This window comes from Flavonifractor sp. An92 (assembly GCF_002159175.1).
Lineage (GTDB): Bacteria > Bacillota > Clostridia > Oscillospirales > Oscillospiraceae > Pseudoflavonifractor_A.
The window spans coordinates 36,753-54,773 of record NZ_NFGZ01000005.1; the positions used below are offsets into that span (position 1 = coordinate 36,753).

The following is an 18,021-nucleotide window of genomic DNA, read 5'->3' on the forward strand; positions in this document are numbered from 1 at the left end:
TTACTCCCCCCGCTGGAGGTAGCCCCGGGGGGTCACCATCTTCCCGTTCAGCAGCACCGTCTGGCTGTTACCAACAAACACGGTGGTGAACATGTCGGCCTCCACGCTTCCCAGCTCCGCCAGGGTGCAGGTATGGCCCTCCTCCCCCGGCCGGCCGATGTTGCGGACATAGCCGCAGACCGTGTCCGCTTCCTTCTCCCGCAGCAGGATGGCGCAGGCCCGGCGCAGGTAGTCCGGGCGGCTCTTGCTGGCAGGGTTATAGAGGCAAAGGACAAAATCCGCCTGGGTGGCGGCGGCGAGCCGCTTCTCGATCTTCTCCCAGGGGGTCATCAGGTCGGAGAGGGAGATCACCGCGAAGTCGTGGGTCAGCGGCGCGCCCAGCACGGCGGCGCCACCGCAGGCGGCGGTGATGCCGGGCACCACCTCGATGTCCACCGGGGGGAATTCCCGGGCCACCTCGAAGGCCAGCCCCGCCATGCCGTACACCCCCGCGTCCCCCGAGCAGACCAGAGCCACCTCCCGGCCGGACACGGCGGCCTCCACCGCAGCCCGGCAGCGCTCCACCTCCCGGCGCATGCCGGTCTTGAATCGCTCCGCCTGGGGGAATTGTCCCTCCAACAGAGACAGATAGGTGGTGTAGCCCACGATGAGGTCACACTGTTCCAACGCGGCCCGGGCCCGGCCGGTGAGGTCCGCCCCGCCGCCGGGGCCCAGTCCCACCACGGTCAATCCCATAAAATTCCTTCCTTCCAGTCCAGTGAAATGGTCCCCGTCCGCCGGGCCACCGCCACGGTGACCCCGTGGGCGGATTGCTTGGGGACGATCAGAGTTCCGCCCGCCTTGACGGCGGCGCGCTCGCAGACGTTGTCCACCCCGGTCACCGAGCGGACGAAGTCCGAGGGGGTGAAGCTCCCCGGCACGGCCAGCAGCTCCTCCGCCGTCCAGGTCACCAGGGGAAGCCCCCAGCTCTCACAGAAGGCCAGGAGGCCCTCTTCATCCTGTTTCAGGTCGATGGTGCTCACCTGAAAGACCGCCTTGGGGTGCAGCCCCGCCTCGTCCAGCGTGTGCTCCACCACCCGCTCGATCACCTCCCGGGGCGTGCCCCGGCGGCAGCCGATCCCCAGGGTCAGCGTGGGGGGCACCAGCCAGACCGTGGGGATGGGCCGGGGGCTTTTGACCCGGTCCGAGAGGGCCATGCCCGCCGTCCAGGGCCCCAGGCCAAAGCCGGAAAACAGCTCTCCCTGTAAAGGAAAATCACTTTCGATCTGGCAGCTTTCACCCCGTAAAAGGGCGCTGGAGAGAGATCGTGCCTCCGTCCTTCCGTCAAGGTATAATCCTTTACACTTTGCCCACAGGTCCACGGCGAACACGCCGTTCACATCGGTGGCGGTGGAGATGGCCGCCGCCCCTCCGGTGTGCTCCGCCACGCGCCGGGCGAGCTCATTGGCGCCCCCCACATGGCCGGACAGCAGGGGCACCGTCCAGGCGCCCCCCTCGTCCACCGCCACCACGGCGGGGTCGGTGAACTTGTCCTTCACATGGGGGGCGATGGCCCGGACGGCGATGCCACAGGCCCCCACGAAGAGGAGGGCCTCACAGTCCCGGAACCGCTCCCCCGCCCACTCGGTCAGGGAGTCGTAGCCCATCGCGTGGAGCTCCGCCCCCAGGCGGCGGGGGTAGGCGATCTGGACCGCGTCCCCGTCCCGCTGAAAGGCGGCGGCCAGCTCCTCCGCCAGCGCCGCGCCCCGGCGGGTGAAGGCGGTCACCGCCACGTTCACGGGGTCCTCCCCTGCCGGCAGCCGTGGGTGAAGTCGGGGTCGTAGAGCTTGGAGCGCTCATAGTCCTTTCCCAGGAAATCCCCCACGGTGATGAGGGCGGTTTTGGTGATGTGGTGTGCGCGGGCGGTGGACGCCAGGGTGGACACCGTGCAGCGGAACACCCGCTCTTCCGGCCAGGTGGCCTTGTAGACGATGGCCGCCGGGGTGTCGGGGGCGTATCCCCCGGCCAACAGCTCCTCCTCCACCCGCTCCAAAAGGCCGGTGGACAGGAAGAGCACCATGGTGCAGCCGTGGCTGGCCAGCTTGCGCAGCTCCTCCCCCTCGGGCACCGGGGTGCGCCCGGCCATGCGGGTGATGATGACGCTCTGGGAGACACTTGGCAGGGTGTACTCCGCCTCCAGCGCCGCTGCCGCGCCGGAAAAGGCCGACACGCCGGGGGTCACATCGTAGGAAATGCCCCGCGCGTCCAGGGCGTCCATCTGCTCCTGGATGGCCCCGTAGAGAGAGGGATCGCCGGTGTGGAGGCGCACGGTGGTGAAGTTCCGGGCCTCGGCCTCCTCCATGGCGGAGAGCACCTCCTCCAGCGTCATGGAGGCGGTGTCCCGCACCGTGCAGCCGGGCTTTTTCCCGTCCAGCAGGGCGGGGTTCACCAGGCTCCCGGCGTAGAGGATCAGGTCCGCCTCGGCCAGCAGCCGGGCCCCCCGCACGGTGATGAGATCGGGGGCTCCGGGCCCCGCGCCGATGAAGTAAATCATGGGTTTGCTCCTTCCCCGCGCCGGTGGCGCGCCAGCAGTTCTTCCGCGCCGGGGGTCATCCCCAGCACCCCAAAGCGGTTGGAAAAGACCACCGCCTGGATGTTCAGCTCCCCCGCCCGGTGGCGGAGGTTTTCCTGGAGCGCGGCGGTGAGAGAGGCCATCACCGGCTCCCGCAGCCCCGCCGCCTTCAAAAGCTCCAGGGCCGCGTCGGTGGTCACCGCCTCAAACATGGCCCGCACCAGGGCGGTATCGCCGCCACAGAGAGCGGTGTGGGTGCACAGGGCCTCCCGCCGCCCGTCGGCAGTGTTGGAGTGGGTGTTCATAGCCCCCGCCGCCACCTTGGCCAGCTTCCCCAGGTGGCCGACCAGCAGGAGGCTTTCAAATCCCAGCGCGGCGGCCCGGTCGAGGACCACCCCCAGGTAATTGCTGCATGAGACGGCCCGATGGGTGTCCAGATGCAGGACCTGTTGGGCAAAATCCAGGCCGTAATTCCCCGGGGTGACCAGCAGGTCTGTGACCCCCTCCGCTCTGGCCTGCTCCAGCTCCAGGAGGATGGAGTCCACCAGGGCGGACTCGCTCATGGGCCGCACGATGCCGGAGGTGCCCAGGATGGAGATGCCCCCCTCGATGCCCAGCCGGGGGTTGAAGGTGCGCTTGGCCAGCGCTTCCCCACCGGGGACCGACACCACCGCCGAAAGGCCGGTATCTACCCCCACTGCGGCGCGGGCCGCCTCCAGCTGCTCGCAAATCATCCGCCGGGGCACCGAGTTGATGGCCGCCGCGCCGGGGGCCTGGTCCAGCCCGGGCCGGGTGACCCGGCCCACCCCCGCGCCGCCGTCCACGGTGAGGAGGCCGTCCCCCCGCCGGGCCACCCGGACGGTGATGGGAAGGCCGTCGGTGACGTCGGGGTCGTCCCCGCCGTCCTTCACCACGGTGCACTCCGCCCAGTCCGGCCCGGTGCGGCAGGCGGTCAGCTCCGCCGTCACGTCCACCCCCGCCGGGGTGGTCACCGTCACCGCCGGGGGGAATTCCCCGGTGAGGAGGGCCTGGGCCGCCCCCCGGGCCGCGGCGGCGGCGCAGGTGCCGGTGGTGAAGCCACAGCGCAGGCGCTCCTTGCCCACCGGAATATAGAGTTCCAGCCGGCCCATGGTCCCCCTCCTCTCCAAACATACAAAAAGCCCGCTCCGAACCGGGAGCGGGCCGCATTTTGGGGTCACCAAACACGCGGCGCTCTCCACCTCAGAGCGACGGTCCCCGAACGGCAGATATCCTGGCTCGCGCTTCACCCTCCGGCGTCCCTTCTCAGCTCCTCGCCAATGGTCCCGACGCCCTCGTCCGCGCTGACAGTAGAGGTAAGACTGCGCCGGATTTCCACCGGCTTCCCTGTTGGGCGGCCAACGCCGCACCGCTCGATTTTTTTATTATACCAGCCCGGAGGCCGCTTGTAAACAGGCCGCTTCCGGTTGTTCCTCCCTGCCGCTGTGCGATCAGATTGCACAAAAATATAAGTTTATTCTGCTATTTTTGTATGAAAAACCCAAAATCCGTTGACATTCTCCCAAGTCTTATATATTATTTATCCATCAAGTAAAACTTGGTAAACTGTACGGTATATGGTCAACGCCGTACAAAAGGAGTGAATGGGATGAAACCTCAGGAAACCGCCGTGAAGCGGATGCTGCGGCAGGATTGTATCCTGCTGTTCGTCTTTCTTCTGGCCGCATTGGGCATCAACGCCTTCGTGCTGACCCAGACGCTGGCCATCGTGGACAGCGGCGCGCTGCGGGCGGGCATCACCGCCGTATTCGCCGTGACCATGCTGGTTCTGGCCGGGGCCATCGTGTGGGTGGGCCGCCACCTGCGCCGCAACCGGGACGAGGTCTATGGCGACGACCTCTACTACCAGGATCTGATCCGCCAGCAGAAAGAAGGCGGCCGCGTATGAAGAAAAAGAGGGATTGGAAGGGACTCTTCCTCATGGTGTGGGACATCCTGTTTGTGCTGATCCTCTGCTTCGTGGTGCTGCTCACCACCATGCTGGTCACCCGCTCCTCCGGCAGCACCGAGTTCACCGGCTACACCGTCCAGCCCGCTCTGCTCATCGGCGTCATTGCCGCCCTGGTAATCTATCTGGGCTTCATGGTCACCGCCAGTCTGAAGAGTCTGCGCAGCCTCATCGAGCGGTACTTCCGCCGGCACGGTGAGGATGGGTCAAAGGAGGAGGAGTAAGCCGTGAACATCGCCGATATCTGCAACATCACCGCATGGGTCCTGTGCGTGGTCGTGGCCTTCCTGCTGCTGCGGGACTTCGTCCGCACGGAGATTCACTTCCTTCAGGAGAAGAAAGAGCAGGCGGAACAGGCCGCGGAGCAGGAGGGATCGGAAGATGGAACAGCCGAATAAGAAGCCCGCGGAGAAAAACAGCATCCGCCGGGTGCTGGGCCCCATCCATGTGTGGGCTCTGGGCGTGGGCATCGTCCTGGTGGGCGAGTTCATGGGCTGGAACCTGACCATCAAACAGGGCGGCTCCATCGCCGCGCTGCTGGGCCTGTGGGTCATGAGCATGATGTACGTGGGCCAGGTGATGATGGTGTCCGAGATGGCCACCGTCATGCCGGAGGCCGGCGGACAGTACACCATGGCCAAGTATCTGCTGGGCCCTCTGGCCGCCTTCAACGTGGGCCTGATGCTGGTCTTTGAGTACGCCATGCTGGAGGCCGGCGACGTCATCGTGGTGGGGCAGCTGCTCAATTCCCTCAACCCGGACATCCAGATCCTCCCCTTCACCATCCTCACGCTGCTGGTGCTGGCCTTCATCAACTACCGGGGCGCTCAGGCCACCCTGACCCTCAACTTCGTCATCACCGCCGTGGCCTTCACCTGCGTCATCGTGCTCCTCATCTCCACCAATTTCTACGACCCCCAGGCCACCCTCATCCAGCTCAAGGAGCTGACCAACGGCCTGCCCTACGGCCCGCTGGGCATCATGGCGGCCATCGGCTACTCCTGCTGGTTCTTCCTGGGCATCGAGGGCACCGCCATGGCCGCCGACGAGTGCCGCAGCCCCGCCCGCTCCATCCCCCTGGGCGCCATCGTGGGTCTGTCCACCCTGCTCATCGGCGGCACCATCACCTGGTTCGTCTGCTCCGGCCTCATCCCCGCCGGAGAGCTGGGCCCCTCGGTGTACCCCCTCTACGACGCCGCCCTGGCCACCGGAAAGCTCTTTGTGGCCATCGCCCTGTTCGTGGGCTCCATCCTGGCGTGCCTGGCCAGCGCCAACGGCTGCATCAACGACGCCAGCAACGCCTGGGCCGCCCTGTCCCGGGACACCCTGCTCCCCAATGTGTTCGCCAAGGAGCACCCCAAGTATAAGTCCCACTACCGCGCCATCATCTTCCTGCTGCCCATCTCCCTGGCCTTCGCCATGACGGGCCTGCTGGACCAGGTGGTTACCTTCTCCATCTTCTCCGCGCTGATGGTGTACCTGCTCACCTGCGTGATGATGTACCGCTTCCGCAAGATGTACCCCCTGGGCACCGTGAAGCGCTCCTTCGTGGCTCCCCTCTTCCCGCTGCTCCCCGCCGTGGTGGCGGTCATCGTGGTGTGCGGTCTCTTCGGCCTGCACCTGAACTACGGCATCAACCTCATTTCCGGCGCCGTGTTCTACCTGCTGGCCTCCATCTGGTTCCTCAAGCGCCGGGCCAAGTTCATTGACCAGGACCGCTTCCTGGAGGCCGGTCTGAAGCAGTGGGGCAAGCCCAAGTGGATGTAAAAAAACTGCCTGGCAGCTGCCAGGCAGTTTTTTTATTCCTTTGGCGTCTCCGGGAGCGGAGCCTTGCTCAGGGGCAGGGCCACCCGGGCAGTAAAGAGGTCGGCGTCGGTGGTCACGGTGAGGGTGCCGCCGCAGGCCTGGGTAAAGCTGAGGGCGATGGCCAGCCCCAGACCGCTGCCGCCGTCGGTGCGGCTCTCGTCCCCCCGGACGAAGCGCTCGGTGAAGTCGATGTTCCGGGGCAGCTCCTCCTTGGAGATGTTCTGCACCCGGGCCACCGCCTCGTCTCCCGCCACGTTCAGGTCCACATACACCCGGGAGCCGGGCAGGGCGTACTGGAGAGCGTTGTGGATCAGATTCTGGAACACCCGGTACAGCCGGTCGCCGTCGGCCCGGACGGGCACCGGCTCCTCCGGAAGATTCACCCGGAACTGGAGGCCGCTCTCCGCGATGGGGTCGGCCTGGTCGGCCAAGGTCTGGCGGATCAGCTTCGCCAGGTCCAGGTCCTTCCAGTTCAAAGTCAGGTTCCCCGAAGCCGCCTTGCTCACATCGAACACCTCCTGCACCATGGTCTTGAGGCGCAGGGCCTTGTCGTTCAGAATCTGCACGTAGTCCCGCACGTGGTCGGGGAGATCTTCCTCCTCCCGGAGGAGCTCGGCATAGCTGAGGATAGAGGTCAGGGGGGTTTTCAGGTCGTGGGAGACGTTGGTGATAAGCTCCACCTTCATCCGCTCGCTGCGGGTGCGCTCCTCTACGGCCCTTTGCAGGCCCCCGCCGATGTCCTCCACCGCCTGGGAGAGGGGGGCCAACGGCCGCTCCGGAGGCAGGGCCGGGGCCCTTCTCCCCTGCCGGACCTCCTCCACCTGGGCGTTCAGGGCGGAGAGGTCCTCAATGAGGGTCCGCTCGTCCTTCCAGTGGCGGTACAGCAGAAGCAGCAGGAGCAGTCCCAGCACGCCGATCAGGACCGGCACCCAGGGGAAGCCGTATCCAAAGTCTCGCCAGTACAGAAGCAGGAACCCATCCGCTGCCGCCGCACCCACGGCCAGCACCAGGGCAGCCACATAGGCCACCACAGCGCTCCGCAGGAGCTTTTTTTGCAGCGGTTGGTCCACCCCGTCCCCCCGCAGGAAGCCGGCGAGCCAGCCGCAGAAGCTGGAGCGGAACAGCTTTCCCCGGTTGCAGATGAGGTCGTTCAGGTAGAACACCAGCAGCCAGCAGATGGCAATGGCGATGGCCAGGAAGATGGGCTCACTGGCATAGGAGATGGACAGCAGCAGGGGAAATACCAGGGCGACCAGCACGGCCACTTTGAGCTCCAGCCAGATTTTCCCGGTGACCGTTCCCACCGCCCGGAGAGCCAGCCCCAGCCAGCGCCGCCACAGGATGGCCCACACCAGCAGCGCCACGCCCAGCAGGAAGCAGCCGCCAACGATGGACACCGCCTGACGGGTGAACTGCATGGAATCCAGGATGCCATAAATCCCGGAGTAGGTGTAGCCGGTAAAGGGGATGGGTACCTCCGCCGCCGCCAGCCGGATGGTCAGCCCGTTCCAGGGGTTCTCCTCCGCCGCTTCGGGTGTCGTTTCGACCGGCGCGGCGCTGCTCTGAGGAGTGGCAACGTCGCCGCTGATGATGCCGCCCCACTTGGCCGTGGCGTAGTCTCCGGCGTACCCCAGGAAGGTGATCAGGTCCATATTCTGATAACCCGGTACATTCCACTGGCTCCACTGGTCCCGGTACACTCCGTCGCCGTAGACGTCCACCTCTTCCCCATCCTTCCAGATGGTCACTGTGCCGTTCCGGTAGTACAGGTAGAAGTTGTAGCCTTCCTCGTTAGGCGTAATCAATTCGCGTTCGATCCCAGTGAGGTTACCCTCCTGGAACGCTCCGTCCTTCCAGACGCCCCAACGGAGATTAGGGTCCCGGAGGGGGTAGCTGATCTCTTTCGTCTCCACCTGGGCCTCCAGGATGGTGCGCAGATTGTGGCTCATCTCGCTGCGGAACCTCTGGGTGTTCTGGTAGTCGCTCTGAAAACTGTCCATGATCTCCCGAACATCCAGGCTGGTCGCACCCAGCGCGGCAATGCCGCCGAAGATGACCGTGAGCGTCAGCCCCACCAGGAGGAAGAGGACGCTCAGAACGCCTTTACTTTTTTTCCATTTTGTATCCAATGCCCCACACCACCTTTAAATATTCCGGTTCCTTCGGATTGAGTTCGATCTTCTCCCGGATGTGTCGGATGTGGACCATCACCGTGTTCTCGGTGGCGTAGGCCTCCTCGTCCTCCCACACCCGGCGGTAGATCTCCTCGGCGGGGAACACCCGCCCCAGGTTGCGTATGAACAGGTCCATGATCTTTCGCTCGGTGGCGGTGAGATGGACCTCCTCCCCGTCCACCAGCAGTTCCATGGCCTCGGGCCGGTAGGTGAGCCGCCCGTTGACGATCTCCCCCTCCCGGTGCTCCGCGTGGACGTCCCCCAGCAGGGTGTACCGCCGCAGCTGGCTGCGCACCCGGGCCACCAGCTCCTGGGGGTTGTAGGGTTTTGAGACGTAATCGTCCGCCCCCATGGAGAGGCCCAGAATCTTGTCGCTGTCCTCGCTCTTGGCCGAGAGCACGATCACAGGCAGGTTCCGCTTCTCCCGGATCTTCATCAGCGCCGACAGTCCGTCCAGCTTGGGCATCATCACGTCCAACAGAATGAGCTGTACCGAGCGGCCCATGGCCAGCTCCAGGGCCTCCAGGCCGTTGTAGGCTTTTAAGACCTGATAGCCCTCCTTCTCCAGCAGCAGCGCAATGGCCTGCACGATCTCCCGGTCATCGTCTACCACCAACACACAGGGTCCCATGAAGATCGACCTCCTTCTCTACGGTTTTGAGTATAGCCGCCTCTTCTTAGCGTGGGGCGGGGGAAATTCTTATGGTTTTCTTAACATGATACCACGGACCCCGAAGGACGTCAAAAGCCCGCCGTCTGCCAGGCAGACGGCGGGCTTTTGGATGAAACAACTTAGGCGGCCATGGCGGTCAGCTGCTCGGTGAGTCCGGTGAGGGACTCCACCTCGTGGGTCACCTGCTCCGCCAGGCGGGCGTTCTCGTCGCTCTGGGCCTGGGTGAGGGTGGCCAGCTCCTGGGTGAAGTCGGTGGAACCGTTCTCCGCCTTCTCCTGCAGGGAGTTGATGACGTCGAAGAGGTCCACATGGCCCTGCACCCGGCCGGCGCCCCACATCAGGCGGTCGGCGGGCTGGTCCAGAACGTAATTGGTGAAGTAATCAAAGGTGTCCCGGCTCCAGTCGTAGGCGTACCAGTTGTTATCGACGAGATACAGGTACTCGTCCAGAGGGGTGACGGCGTCCCCGTTCTGGAGGCACTCCACCGCGGCGTCCAGGGCGTCCAGGTTATTCTGGCTATGCTCGTGGGGGAAGATGGACGAGTCCTCCCAGGTCAGGCGGACGAACTGGTCCTCGGCGTACTTGAAGGTCTCCAGCACCTGGGCGTTGAGCTCGCGGCTCTCGGCCAGGAGGGAGTCGGCCTTCTCGGTGTCACCCTCATCCAGAGCGGCGGCGTAGGCGGTGTTGACCTCCTGTACCTTGGCCCAGGCGGTCTGGGCGGCGGCATCGGCCTCGTCCAGGGCGGCGTTCAGGGCCTCCAGGGCGTTGGAGCCGTCAGCCAGGGTGATGCTCCCCAGCCGCTCGGTGTCCATGGTGTCCCGGAAGGCGTTCAGCCGGGTGGAGAAGTCCAGGGGGGACACGGCGCAGTGGTCATACTCCAGCATCAGCATGCCGTACAGGTTGTGGTGGAAGCGGAAGGCCTCCTCGCTGTACGTATCGGAGTTGTCGAACTGGGAGTGATAGTGGGTCTGAGAGAACCCGCCCCGCAGCGCGGTGACCGTGGAGGGCACACCGGCGATGGACAAAGAGAAGTCGTCGGACCAGGTCTGAGTGGGGACGATGACCTCGATGCCGTCGGCGAAAATGCCGTCCACCGCGGGCACGTCGGGGGCGAACTCCTCCAGGAAGGTCTTCAGCTCGTAGGAGGAGCGGATCTGGTCGGTGGTGCCCTCGTTCATGGCGGGCAGCTCGAAGTTGATGTCGGCCACCACCTTGCCCACCCACTCGGGGTGGACCCGGAAAATCTGGTTGTAGGCGCCGGTGGACCAGTCGTAGCGGGTGTTGGACACACCCCACTCCTCGGCGGCCATGGCGCAGAACACCAGGGTCTTTTCGGGCTGATAGCCGCTGTCAATGATGCCCTTGGCGATGCCGAACATGAGGGCGATGGCGGCGTTGTCATCCTGGAAGCCGGCAAAGTAGGAGTCGTAGTGGGCACTCATGAGCACCATGGCGTCCGGGTCCTTGCCGGGGATGGTGCCCACGATGTTATAGGAGGTGCCGTCCAGCTCCACATTGCTGCGGGCGTTGAAGGTGACGGTCATCTCGTTGGTCCCGGAGGCCTCCATGGCGGCCCGGATGGCGTCGGCGTCGGTGCGGGAAATGGAGAAGGCGGGGGCGTCCTCGGGGCCGCAGATGTCCTGGGCGTTGAGGGCGTCGTCGCTCACCTCGGCGTAGCCGCCGTCCTGGGCGGCGATGACCGCGGCGGCGCCGTGGAGGTGGGCCTCGTAGGCGGGATAGTTGATCCACCAGTTCTCGCGCTGATTGATATCGACAAGTACCAGCTTGCCCTCCACATCCAATCCGGCCAGATCGGCCTCGGTGCCCTGTCCGCCGTCGATGATGGTGAACGAAGCGGGCCCGTCGGTGGTGAAGTCAGCCTGGTAACCGCCCAGCTCGGCGGTATACTCGGTACCGTCGGCCTTGGTGTAGGTGAGCTGTGCGGTCTCAAAAGTCCAGGTATCCAACGTGAACGGATCCTTGGTGACGTCGCTGAGGCCGATGGCCTCCATCTCGGCCTTGAGCATGTCGCCGGTGTCCAGCTCGGCCTGCGAGCCGGCGGTGCGATAGCCCAACGCCTCATTGGATCGGATCTCCTCCATCTTGAGCGCCAAGTTGTAGGAGTAGTCCACATCCACATGCTCCAGATAGGCCTGCTGGGCCGCCTGGAGGGTCACTGCGCTCCCATTGGGGGTGGCGCTGGAGTCCGGTACCTCTTTCTGGGTACACGCGGACACGAGCAGCATCATGGCTGCCGTCAATGCGATGCATTGTCTGGTCTTTTTCACTTATCAACATCCTTTCTCTTTTCTCACGCTTCCGGTCCGGCCGGAAAATACGCGGGTCCTATGGTACCAGTTTGTTCCTGAAATTGCAAGTGCTGATATGCAAAATCTTTGAAAAAAATTTCAGCCCGTCTCCCCTCTTGACAATGGCCAAGCCGGTGCTATAATAATATATGAACAAACGCTCATATGTTAATTTGAGGAGGTGTGAACATGAGCGTTCCCGATCCCCGCGAGCCGGAGACCTGTGAGTACATCCACGTCCACGAGGACATCGTCTCCCAGGTCAACGAGAACATGCCGGATGAGGAGATCCTCTACGATCTGGCGGAGCTCTTCAAGATCTTCGGCGACTCCACCCGCATCAAGATCCTGTATGTGCTCTTCGAGTCGGAGATGTGCGTGTGCGACATCGCCCAGCTGCTGGGCATGAGCCAGTCGGCCATCTCCCACCAGCTCCGGGCCCTGAAGCAGAGCAAGCTGGTCAAGTACCGCCGGGAGGGCAAGACCGTCTTTTACTCCCTGGCCGACGGACACGTGCGCACCATCCTGGACCAGGGCATGGAGCACGTGGCGGAATAATCATAGGAGGAATTTGGTATGAAAAAGCGTTTCAAGCTGGAAAACCTGGACTGTGCCAACTGCGCGGCCAAGATGGAGGCCGCCATCAAGAAGCTGCCCGGCGTCCACGATGCCACCGTCAGCTTCATGACCCAGAAGCTGACCCTGGACGCCGACGACGACCGCTTTGAGGAGATCCTGGACGAGGCGGCGCGCCTGTGCAAAAAGGTGGAGCCCGACTGCACCATCGTGCGCAAGTAAGACGGCGGCGGGAGGGATCGTTTATGTCCGGCAGACAAAAGCGGACGCTGGTCCGCATCCTCGTCAGCGCCGCGCTGCTCATCCTGGCGGCGCTGCTCCCCCTCACCGGCTGGGGGAAACTCCTGGCCTTCCTGGTCCCCTACTTCCTGGTGGGCTGGGACGTCCTCTGGAAGGCCATCCGCAACATCGCCCACGGCCAGGTCTTTGACGAGAATTTCCTCATGGCGCTGGCCACCATCGGCGCCCTCATCACCGGCGAGTACCCCGAGGCGGTGTTCGTCCTCCTCTTCTACCAGGTGGGCGAGCTCTTCCAGTCCGTGGCGGTGGGCCGCTCCCGGAAGAACATCGCCGCCCTGATGGACATCCGCCCCGACAGCGCCAACGTGGAGCGCCCCGGCGGTGAGACCGAAGAGGTGGACCCGGAGGACGTGGAGGTGGGGGACGTCATCGTCCTCAAGCCCGGCGAGCGGGTGCCCCTGGACGGGGTGGTGCTGGAGGGCACCACCACCCTGGACACCGCCGCCCTCACCGGCGAGTCCCTCCCCCGGCCGGTGGGCCCGGGCGGCGACGTCATCAGCGGCTGTGTGAACCTCACCGGCGTGCTGCGGGTGCAGGTCACCAAGCCCTTTGAGGAGTCCACCGTCTCCCGCATCCTGGAGCTGGTGGAGAACGCCGCCAGCCGCAAGGCCAAGGCCGAGGCCTTCATCACCCAGTTCGCCCGGTGGTACACCCCCGCCGTGGTGCTGGCCGCGGTGCTGCTGGCCGTGGTGCCTCCCCTCTTCTTCCACGGGGTCTGGAGCGACTGGCTGCTCCGGGCCTGCTCCTTCCTGGTGGTGTCCTGCCCCTGTGCGCTGGTGATCTCGGTGCCGCTGGCCTTCTTCGGCGGCATCGGCGGGGCCTCCCGGGCCGGTGTGCTGGTGAAGGGCGGCAACTACCTGGAAGTCCTGGCCCGGGTGGACACGGTGGTCTTTGACAAGACCGGCACCCTCACCCGGGGCGTGTTCAACGTCACCGCCATCCACCCCGACCACGTGGACGAGGGAGAGCTGCTGGAGCTGGCCGCCCTGGCCGAGCGCTGGTCTGACCACCCCATCTCCCGGTCCATCCGGGAGGCCTACGGCAAGGAGCCCGATGCCGCCCGGGTGGAGGAGGCTCAGGAGCTGGCCGGGCGGGGCGTCCGGGCCCGGGTGGACGGCCACACCGTCTGCGTGGGCAATGACAAGCTGATGGAGGACATCGGCGTCACCTGGCACCCCTGCCATAAGGTGGGCACCACCGTCCACGTGGCGGTGGACGGGACCTATATGGGCCACCTGGTCATCTCCGACGAGGTGAAGCCCGACGCCAAGGAGGGCATCGCCGCCCTGAAGGCGGTGGGCGTGCGGAAAACCGTCATGCTCACCGGTGACGCCAAGGCCGTGGGCGAGGATGTGGCCAAACAGCTGGGCCTGGATGAGGTCCACACCCAGCTCCTCCCCGCCGACAAGGTGGACCAGGTGGAGCGCTTGCTGAAGGAACGCTCCTCCGGCGGGGCCCTGGCCTTTGTGGGAGACGGCATCAACGACGCCCCCGTTCTCTCCCGGGCCGACCTGGGTATCGCCATGGGCGCTCTGGGCTCCGACGCCGCCATCGAGGCCGCCGATGTGGTCCTTATGGACGACAAGCCCTCCAAGATCGCCCTGGCCATCCGCATCGCCCGGAAAACCCGCACCATCGTGCGGCAGAACATCGCCTTCGCCCTGGGGGTGAAGTTCCTGGTGCTGGCCCTGGTGGCCGTCAATCAGGCCACCCTCTGGGAGGCGGTCTTTGCCGACGTGGGCGTGTCGGTCATCGCCATCCTCAACTCCATGCGGGCCCTGCGCGCCCCCAAGGATTAAAAACAGGAGCCGAAGCTCAGATGAGCTTCGGCTCCTGTTTTGTCTCGTGGGTGTAGATCAGGGATTGATGGTGCCCGCGCCGTTGCAGCCGGGGCATACCCGCCAGCCGGAGCCGCCGCAGAAGGAGCAGCGGTTCCCATAAAAGTCCACCTTGCTGCCCTCACACAGGGCACAGACCATCTGCCCCGAGCCGTGACAGACCGGGCAGGCCATGGGCTGGATGGAGCCGCCGCCCAGGTCGCCGGAGTTGCTGCCGGAGGAAGAGGTTTCGCCGTTGTTGATGATCTCGGTCAGGCCGTTTCCGTTGAGGTCCATGATGTAGACGGAGGTGTCCCCCCAGCCGGAGCCGACGGAACCGGCGTTGAAGCCGTTCTCACTCTGAATAAAGACCACGTGGGAAGCGTCGTTGGTCAGGTAGCGGCAGCCGCTGCCGTTGTAGAGGGTCTCCCGCAGGTCGCCGTCCCGGGTCTTGCGGTAGACCCCGCTGTTGTTGCTGCCAAAATACCAGTCCTCCGTCCAGCAGGTGTCATTGGTCCGGTTATAGCCGGTCTCGGCAGCCGAATAGGCGCTCTCACTCACCGTCTGGCTGGAGCCGGTGGCGGCGTCGTAGAAGTAATAGGTCTTGCTGCCGCTGACCGTTTCATAGAAGTAGACCCCCGATCCGTCACCGGCACAGAAGAGCTGGTTGCCGATGCCGGTGTACAGCGTCCGGGTGCTCCCGGTGGCCGGGTCGGCCTCCACCAGGTCGTAGCGCCAGCGGTTCTCCTCCTTCAGATAGAGGTGGCTCAGGATGTAGACCTTCTCGCCCGCGGCGGTGAAGAGGACGGCGTGGTCCTCGTCCAGCATACGGCCCGCTCCGGTGTTCAGGTCCACGGCATAGATCTGGCTGTCTCCGTCGGAGGCCAGCAGATAGTTCCGATAGAGCTTGAGCTGCTCCACATCGTCCAGATCGCCGGAGGTGAGGAGGGTCTCCCGCTCGCCGGTGGCGGCGTCCAGGCAGTAGACTGCCCCGTTGTTATGGCCGTAATAGTAGACCTTGCCGTCCCGGGCGATGATGTCCCGGGGGTGATCCCCGGCGTTCCAGGAGCGGACCATGGAGCCGTCATAGATATAGAGGGTGGCCCGGTTGACGAAGTTGAAATAGAGGACGCCGTCCTCCAGAATGGCGCTGGTGTAAGCTCCGTCCGCCTGATGCCCGGCGTTGAAGTACACCCGGTCGTCATCCACAACTGTAGAGCCGGTCTGGCTGCCGCCGGCGGTGGTGATGAGCACCCGGTTGCCCGCCGCGTCCCAGGTCACGTCGCAGTCAAAGGACTCCGACACCGCCCGGACCGGTACCAGCGTGCGGTTGTTGATGGCCACCGGCGGCTGGTCCAGCTCGATGTACTGCGCCTCGCCGTTCCCCACCTGTTTGGCAAAGGTTTTTCCTCCCAGCTGCATGACGATGAGGGTGTCCCCCTTCTGGGCGGAGATGCCCTGTTTCTCCGGGTACCACTCCACCTGGGCGCCCAGGGCCTCAAAAATGGCCCGCAGAGGCACCAGGGTGCGGTTGTTCATGGCCACCGGCGGCTGGTCGAAGGAGAGCTGTCTGCCGTCCACATAGACCGTGATCTCTCCCGCCGCTGCCGCGGGGACACAGAGCAGTCCCACCGCCAGAAGAAGGACCGCGGCAAGTCGCGCAGCGATGTGTGTGGATTTTTTCATAGATGATTGTACTCCTTTCTTTCCCAAACTCAGGTCCTGTCCGCAGTATAACACTTGCCGCCTCTGTTGTGGCCGAAGTCCCATATGATTTGGGAACATACCGTCCTTTTTCACGCAAAATATAGGAGCCGAAGCTCAGATGAGCTTCGGCTCCTGTTCTTTTATCCGCGATAGGGGGAGTAACCGCCGCCCCGGCGGCGTCTCCCCTTCAGGCCCCGGCTCCGGCGGGAGCGGCGGCGGCAGATCAGCACTACCACCAGCACCACTACGGCCACCAAAAGCAGCACCACGCCGTACACGATCAGCGCAAAGCCGTTGGGATGGGCCAGCAGGTCCACCGGGTTCCAGGAGGGCGCCACGGTCTTTCTCCCCTCCGGGGCGCTGTACCGCTCTTCCACGGTGCCCATGGACTGGAGGTAGGAGGCCAGCGCGTACCACTCCTTCACCTCGGTGCCGTCCTCGTTGTGAATAATATAGGCCTCCAGATCGGTGATGGGCTCCCCCTTTTTATCCCGGGGGGTGATGCCCAGAATGCCGAAGGACTTGCCGTTCACCGTGCCCAGCATCTGCCCGGAGTAGAGCCCCGTCACCACCCGGTAGAGCTGATCGTCCTCAATGGGGACGCGGCTTCCGTCGGGCAGGACCTGGGCGCAGTCGGTGACCTTGTTGAAGATGAGCCGGTTGGGGTTGAAGGTCCACTCCATCCCCGCGCCGTAGAGCTGGGCCGCCGACATGAGGGGCGTCACCGAGGCGTCCACCTCAAAGGCGTCTTTCAGCTCGCTGCCGTAGATGTAGACCGATACCAGGGGATACCCCGGCGTGCCGTCCGCCCCCGAGCCCAGGGAGGAGATATCGAAGGCGTCAGAGGTGGTCACCTCCCCTTTGGGCAGGGAGGCCCGGATCACGCCCGCGGCCACCACCGCGAAGTCCACATCCTCATAGTCGGCCCCCTCGGCCTGCTGCACCGCATAGACATAGGAGTCGGCAATGAGATTGCCCAGGGTCTCCTCCCGCTGCTCACTCCCCAGCTCGCCGATGGAGGGGAAGGTCCAGGGGTTTTCCGCCAGCACCTGGTCGAAGGTGAGGCCGTAGTCCGAGAGATACCGCTCCCCCACCAGGGTCTGGAACTGCTCCGCCATGGCCGTCATGTCCGGATTGGAGGAAACGGTGTCGTCCACCGGCTCCAGCCGGTACTCCTCCAGCTGCACCGCGCCGTCGCTCCCCCGGCTCACGGTGAGCACCCCCAGGTTCTGGGTGTACTCGCCGCAGGAGACGATGAGGGTGTCATTGACCTGAATAGGCTGCTCCAGGGTGGTGTGGGTGTGGCCGGAGATGATGACGTCGATGCCGTCCACCGCTTTGGCCAGCTCGTAGTCCTCACCCGTTCCGTTGGAGGTGCCCGAGTGGGAGAGGCAGACGATGTAGTCCGCGTCCTCCTCCGCCTGGATCTGGTCCACCACCCGCTCCGCCGCGTCGGCGATGGGCTCGAACTCCATGCCGGACATGGGGGCACAGTCGTCCGCATCCACTCCCAGCACGCCAAAGACCGCCACCCGCACCGGCTCACCGCCGGCGGGGTCCTCCTTCTCCAGGACCACATAGTCGGTGACGCCGTAGTTCTCCCAGGCCGCCCAGCTCTCCGTGTCCTCGGCCGGGGGCTTGTAGTTGGCCTGCACCAGCGCCGGGAGGGGGTCGCCGCTCTCCACCGCGGCGTTGAGCATCCGAGCCGCGCCCCCGGCGCGGTAGTCGTACTCGTGGTTTCCAAAGGTGGTCACGTCGTACCCCATGGCCCCCAGCGCCCGCAGCTCCGGCGCATCGGTGTCATAGATGGTCTGGAACAGGGAGCCCATGGAGAAGTCGCCCCCGTCCAGGGTCACCACCGGGTGCTCCGCCGCCGAACGCTCCCGGTCCAGCAGCGTGGCCAGGCGGACATAGCCGCCATAGGTGCCCCCCTCCTCGTCCGCGGAGGGGAGAAAGTGGTCATGGGTATCGTGGGTAAACAGGATCGTCAGCGGGGCGGGTTCCTCCTCCGCCGGTGCGGCGGACGCCCCGGTGCCCCAGAGCAGCAGTCCCGCCAGGCACACCGCGCCCAGCCGGTACCATCCTCGCAGCATCGTCAAGCTCTCCTTCCCAATTTGTGGC

The 18,021-nt window shown here is 65.0% G+C and carries 16 protein-coding genes and 1 riboswitch; of the genes, 7 read left to right on the top strand and 9 right to left on the bottom strand.

Going from position 1 to position 18,021, the window contains the following annotated elements; all coding sequences use genetic code 11:
• From cobJ to cbiD, 4 genes are read right to left on the bottom strand one after another with little or no spacing between them, the layout of a single operon-like run.
• Positions 1 to 735, bottom strand: a complete 735-nt coding sequence (gene cobJ, locus B5G43_RS05260; protein ID WP_087259429.1) for a precorrin-3B C(17)-methyltransferase — start codon at positions 733 to 735, stop codon at positions 1 to 3.
• The gene (locus tag B5G43_RS05265) at positions 726 to 1,778 is read right to left on the bottom strand and encodes a cobalamin biosynthesis protein (RefSeq protein ID WP_087259430.1); all 1,053 of its coding nucleotides are present in this window, start codon (positions 1,776 to 1,778) and stop codon (positions 726 to 728) included. Before B5G43_RS05265 ends, cobJ begins: the two co-directional genes overlap by 10 nt.
• Positions 1,775 to 2,533 carry a precorrin-4 C(11)-methyltransferase gene (gene cobM / locus B5G43_RS05270; protein WP_087259431.1) on the bottom strand — a complete coding sequence of 253 codons (759 nt, stop codon included), beginning with the start codon at positions 2,531 to 2,533 and terminating at the stop codon, positions 1,775 to 1,777. The genes B5G43_RS05265 and cobM overlap by 4 nt, the downstream gene beginning before the upstream one ends.
• Positions 2,530 to 3,681 (bottom strand): cobalt-precorrin-5B (C(1))-methyltransferase CbiD, encoded by a 1,152-nt coding sequence (gene cbiD / locus B5G43_RS05275; protein ID WP_087259432.1) that lies wholly within the window; start codon positions 3,679 to 3,681, stop codon positions 2,530 to 2,532. Before cbiD ends, cobM begins: the two co-directional genes overlap by 4 nt.
• Positions 3,682 to 3,775: 94 nt before the next feature.
• Positions 3,776 to 3,958: riboswitch (cobalamin riboswitch) on the bottom strand.
• Between the two features lie 220 nt (positions 3,959 to 4,178).
• On the opposite strand from cbiD, the gene B5G43_RS05280 reads away from it, so the two are divergent.
• The 4 genes from B5G43_RS05280 to B5G43_RS05290 are packed head-to-tail and all read left to right on the top strand — an operon-like array spanning position 4,179 to position 6,305.
• Positions 4,179 to 4,478 carry a hypothetical protein gene (locus B5G43_RS05280; RefSeq protein WP_087259433.1) on the top strand — a complete coding sequence of 100 codons (300 nt, stop codon included), beginning with the start codon at positions 4,179 to 4,181 and terminating at the stop codon, positions 4,476 to 4,478.
• Positions 4,475 to 4,762, top strand: coding sequence for a hypothetical protein (locus tag B5G43_RS05285; protein ID WP_087259434.1), 288 nt, complete (start codon positions 4,475 to 4,477; stop codon positions 4,760 to 4,762). The genes B5G43_RS05280 and B5G43_RS05285 overlap by 4 nt, the downstream gene beginning before the upstream one ends.
• A 3-nt stretch (positions 4,763 to 4,765) precedes the next feature.
• Entirely contained in the window at positions 4,766 to 4,936 is a 171-nt protein-coding gene (locus B5G43_RS17285; RefSeq protein WP_158097360.1) for a hypothetical protein, read from the top strand.
• A complete protein-coding gene (locus tag B5G43_RS05290) occupies positions 4,920 to 6,305 on the top strand; it encodes an APC family permease (protein ID WP_087259435.1) in 1,386 nt (461 codons plus the stop codon). The genes B5G43_RS17285 and B5G43_RS05290 overlap by 17 nt, the downstream gene beginning before the upstream one ends.
• 32 nt (positions 6,306 to 6,337) lie before the next feature.
• Here the strand turns inward: B5G43_RS05290 and B5G43_RS05295 are convergent, their stop codons facing one another.
• The 3 genes from B5G43_RS05295 to B5G43_RS17975 all read right to left on the bottom strand — a co-directional run bounded on the left by B5G43_RS05295 (position 6,338) and on the right by B5G43_RS17975 (position 11,479).
• Positions 6,338 to 8,473, bottom strand: coding sequence for a HAMP domain-containing sensor histidine kinase (locus B5G43_RS05295; protein WP_087259436.1), 2,136 nt, complete (start codon positions 8,471 to 8,473; stop codon positions 6,338 to 6,340).
• On the bottom strand, positions 8,448 to 9,149 hold the full coding sequence (locus B5G43_RS05300; RefSeq protein ID WP_087259437.1) for a response regulator transcription factor: 702 nt from the start codon (positions 9,147 to 9,149) through the stop codon (positions 8,448 to 8,450). Before B5G43_RS05300 ends, B5G43_RS05295 begins: the two co-directional genes overlap by 26 nt.
• Before the next feature lie 161 nt (positions 9,150 to 9,310).
• Complete coding sequence (locus B5G43_RS17975) at positions 9,311 to 11,479, bottom strand: M28 family peptidase (protein ID WP_143382836.1); 2,169 nt, start codon at positions 11,477 to 11,479, stop codon at positions 9,311 to 9,313.
• 210 nt (positions 11,480 to 11,689) lie between these two features.
• Here B5G43_RS17975 and B5G43_RS05310 point away from each other — a divergent pair, with 210 nt between their 5' ends.
• The 3 genes from B5G43_RS05310 to B5G43_RS05320 are packed head-to-tail and all read left to right on the top strand — an operon-like array spanning position 11,690 to position 14,175.
• On the top strand, positions 11,690 to 12,058 hold the full coding sequence (locus B5G43_RS05310) for a metalloregulator ArsR/SmtB family transcription factor (protein WP_087259439.1): 369 nt from the start codon (positions 11,690 to 11,692) through the stop codon (positions 12,056 to 12,058).
• Positions 12,059 to 12,076: 18 nt separating this feature from the next.
• Positions 12,077 to 12,298, top strand: coding sequence for a cation transporter (locus B5G43_RS05315; protein WP_087259440.1), 222 nt, complete (start codon positions 12,077 to 12,079; stop codon positions 12,296 to 12,298).
• A 23-nt stretch (positions 12,299 to 12,321) separates the two neighbouring features.
• On the top strand, positions 12,322 to 14,175 hold the full coding sequence (locus tag B5G43_RS05320) for a heavy metal translocating P-type ATPase (RefSeq protein ID WP_087259441.1): 1,854 nt from the start codon (positions 12,322 to 12,324) through the stop codon (positions 14,173 to 14,175).
• Between the two features lie 57 nt (positions 14,176 to 14,232).
• On the opposite strand, the gene B5G43_RS05325 is transcribed toward B5G43_RS05320, so the two are convergent.
• The gene (locus B5G43_RS05325; protein ID WP_158097361.1) at positions 14,233 to 15,879 is read right to left on the bottom strand and encodes a stalk domain-containing protein; all 1,647 of its coding nucleotides are present in this window, start codon (positions 15,877 to 15,879) and stop codon (positions 14,233 to 14,235) included.
• A 161-nt stretch (positions 15,880 to 16,040) separates the two neighbouring features.
• A complete protein-coding gene (locus tag B5G43_RS05330; RefSeq protein ID WP_087259443.1) occupies positions 16,041 to 17,993 on the bottom strand; it encodes a bifunctional UDP-sugar hydrolase/5'-nucleotidase in 1,953 nt (650 codons plus the stop codon).
• Positions 17,994 to 18,021: the final 28 nt, after the last annotated feature.